At 67.1% G+C, this 2426-nt stretch carries 6 protein-coding genes; all 6 read right to left on the bottom strand.

The window, feature by feature from the left end:
* On the bottom strand, positions 1 to 449 hold a 449-nt coding region (locus VIU94_RS33345), incomplete at its 3' end, for a hypothetical protein (protein ID WP_331917298.1).
* Complete coding sequence (locus tag VIU94_RS33340; RefSeq protein WP_331917296.1) at positions 446 to 649, bottom strand: hypothetical protein; 204 nt, start codon at positions 647 to 649, stop codon at positions 446 to 448. The genes VIU94_RS33345 and VIU94_RS33340, both read right to left, overlap by 4 nt.
* Positions 646 to 828: an excalibur calcium-binding domain-containing protein gene (locus VIU94_RS33335; protein WP_331917294.1), complete on the bottom strand. Its 183-nt coding sequence runs from the start codon at positions 826 to 828 to the stop codon at positions 646 to 648. The genes VIU94_RS33340 and VIU94_RS33335 overlap by 4 nt, the downstream gene beginning before the upstream one ends.
* Positions 825 to 1112 (bottom strand): hypothetical protein, encoded by a 288-nt coding sequence (locus VIU94_RS33330; protein WP_331917292.1) that lies wholly within the window; start codon positions 1110 to 1112, stop codon positions 825 to 827. Before VIU94_RS33330 ends, VIU94_RS33335 begins: the two co-directional genes overlap by 4 nt.
* Positions 1109 to 1630, bottom strand: coding sequence for a hypothetical protein (locus tag VIU94_RS33325; RefSeq protein WP_331917290.1), 522 nt, complete (start codon positions 1628 to 1630; stop codon positions 1109 to 1111). The genes VIU94_RS33330 and VIU94_RS33325 overlap by 4 nt, the downstream gene beginning before the upstream one ends.
* The gene (locus VIU94_RS33320) at positions 1630 to 1950 is read right to left on the bottom strand and encodes a hypothetical protein (RefSeq protein ID WP_331917288.1); all 321 of its coding nucleotides are present in this window, start codon (positions 1948 to 1950) and stop codon (positions 1630 to 1632) included. The genes VIU94_RS33325 and VIU94_RS33320 overlap by 1 nt, the downstream gene beginning before the upstream one ends.
* Positions 1951 to 2426 lie beyond the last annotated feature (476 nt).

The following is a 2426-nucleotide window of genomic DNA, read 5'->3' as shown; positions in this document are numbered from 1 at the left end:
GCCTCGGTGAAGGCGTCCCGCTTTTGCATGAGGTTCGTGCCGTGGCGCTTCTCCAGCAGCCTCGCGACGAGGGCGCTGACGGTGTCGCTGACGCCGTTGTTGTAGGCGGCCTCGTCCCCTACGCCGACACGTAGCACCTCGACCTCAGTCAGTTCGGGCCACAGCCAGGAGCCTCCGTCCTCGTTCTCCCAGTAGTGCTTTCCACGCGCCTGGCCTGGCCGCTGAAGGAGCTGCCTCCCGCCGCCAGTGTTTGCCCGGATTAGCGACCCGAACTCGGTCGGCTCCTCGATGGCCGGATTGACCTGCTCCTCGATGGAGTCAGCAAGGGACAGCAGAAGATCGCCCACGGGGTTGGACTTCGGCGGTCCGTCGTTCCAGTGATTGGCCGCATGGCGGAGCTGAGACGCCGCCAAGCGCGGGTCTTTGACGTCGAGCTTGATCTCGGTCATAGCGCGTCCTGACTGTGATCCATGCGGGTGTCGGGGTGGAGTTGCCGCAGCACCTCGTTCGGCTGGTCGCGGAACAGGCGGCGTCCGCGGGCACGGGCGCGTTGCACCAACGCCACGAACGGGGCAGCGACCACAGATGCCAGCAGGAAGAACGCGGCGAGCTGCCAGGCGAACTGGATCGCGCGGAAGACGCCGTTCATGAGCAGGCCACCCCGTTCCCATCGCGGTCCAGCTTCGGGTTCCAGCCGGGACTGTCGGCGGTCAGCGGCAGAGGCGCACCGGCCTCTTGCGCCTCGGTACAGGAGGCGAAGCGGTGGGGTTCGTCAGAGCAGCCAGCAAGGACGGCCAGCAAGGCGGCAGCGACGATGAGGCGGGTCATGACGCCACCCGCTCGCGGATCGGCGCGACCCTGCAAAGTTCCACGTAGCGGTCGGCGAACCGGTTGATGACGTGCTCCGTGTACGCCTCGGACCACTCGCCGGGGTTGTCGCCGGAGGCCTGCTTCAGCAGGGCCACGATCCGGCCGGCGAACACGTGCTGGGAGTCGATCCCCTTGATCTCACCGACGGGACGGGAGTCGGTGCGGAGGATCTTCATGCGGGTCTTGACGGCCCTGTTGACCCGGTTGCGGGCGACGTTGGGGGAGAGTGTCTGCTCAGTCATCTGTGGATCTCCGGGTCATCGTGGTTTTCCCACGTCAAGGTCGGGTTGGGTTGCGGCCGGGTGTAGTACAGGAGCCAGACGTTGCCGTCGGCACTGATCCAGCGGTGCTCGATCTCGCCGTTCACTTCTTCCTGGACTGCCGAGTGGGTGGAGCCGTCGAGGAGCGCTACCCAGAAGGCCCACGCGCGGTCATGCCGGAAGGTGAGCCGCAGCCTGTCCGGGTGATCCGGGTGTGGGCCGACGGTCACGGGCTTGATCTCGCCGGTGAGGAGCCACGGCACCACCCGCTGATATGCAGCTAGCAGGCGGGCATTGTCGGTGTACTCGACCACCGTCGAACCTCCGTGTCCGTGGATTGCTTCGACGTCGCGGATGTCGCCCCATGCGGCAGTGGACGGATGGTCGCCGGGCCACCGGACAGCGACAGCGCCGTCGGGGAACTCGCAGCCGAAGGCGACCCGGCCGGTACCGGATACGTCGCTCTTGTCCTCGTAGCGGTACAGGGTGAACTCGCTCATCACGCACCCGGTTTCGGCCGTACGTGCACCGTGAGGGGTCCGTCCCGCAGGACTTCCTCCAGCTGCAGCCCCGAGTGGATGCTGAACAGGGCCTTCTCCCGGCGCGCGGCCGGCAGGGCATGGATCCAGTCGTGAAGCACGCCCGCTTCGGCTACCGCGATGATGTCGACGTGGCCGACCTCGTCGACCGTTGCTCGCAGCCCCTTGAGCTCGGGGTGCAGTCGGAACAGGTGCGCGAGCCGGGCCATGCCGTCACGGAACTGGGTGACCTGGTAGACGACCGCCGTCTCTCCGGCGCCACCAGGGATCGGGCCGGTCATGCCAGCCACCTCGCAGCCTCGGAGAGGAGGTAGGCGAGACCGGTGAACAGCGAGCCACCGACCAGCAGGACGACGACGCAGGAGTCCTTGCCCCCGTTGCTCGCCATCACGGCACCAGCGTCAGGACGACGGCGACGATCAGGACGACCACGGTGATGGTCGGTCCCGCCAGCGCTTTGAGTACGTTCATGCGACAATCCCCTTCGTAGTGGTTGGGGCTCGGCCTTCTTCTTTGCGGATTGGGGGCCGGGCCCCTTCTTCTTTGGCTGTTCAGTTGGAGGCCGACCGGTGTCCGCGTCCTGGGGCGACTGGCAGGGGGGTGCAGTCGGCCTCTACGGACACCGATCGGCGGTCTAGGAGGCCTGCGCCTCTCGGGTGCGGCCCTCGATGAATGCCTCGAGGTCGTCTTCCCGGACACGGGTCTTCGACTTGCGGGTTCCGCTCACGGCCATGTCGACGGCCCGCAGGTCACCGGA

The organism is Streptomyces sp., assembly GCF_036566765.1.
Taxonomy (GTDB): domain Bacteria; phylum Actinomycetota; class Actinomycetes; order Streptomycetales; family Streptomycetaceae; genus Streptomyces.
The sequence above is the reverse complement of the archived record's forward strand: the minus strand, read 5'-3'. Positions and strand labels throughout refer to the sequence as shown.

Bases quoted from the DNA above. Each gene is read 5' to 3' on its own strand.
- VIU94_RS33330 (WP_331917292.1), bottom strand. From the start codon at position 1,112: ATGACTGAGCAGACACTCTCCCCCAACGTCGCCCGCAACCGGGTCAAC.
- VIU94_RS33335 (WP_331917294.1), bottom strand. From the start codon at position 828: ATGACCCGCCTCATCGTCGCTGCCGCCTTGCTGGCCGTCCTTGCTGGC.
- VIU94_RS33325 (WP_331917290.1), bottom strand. From the start codon at position 1,630: ATGAGCGAGTTCACCCTGTACCGCTACGAGGACAAGAGCGACGTATCC.
- VIU94_RS33340 (WP_331917296.1), bottom strand. From the start codon at position 649: ATGAACGGCGTCTTCCGCGCGATCCAGTTCGCCTGGCAGCTCGCCGCG.
- VIU94_RS33320 (WP_331917288.1), bottom strand. From the start codon at position 1,950: ATGACCGGCCCGATCCCTGGTGGCGCCGGAGAGACGGCGGTCGTCTAC.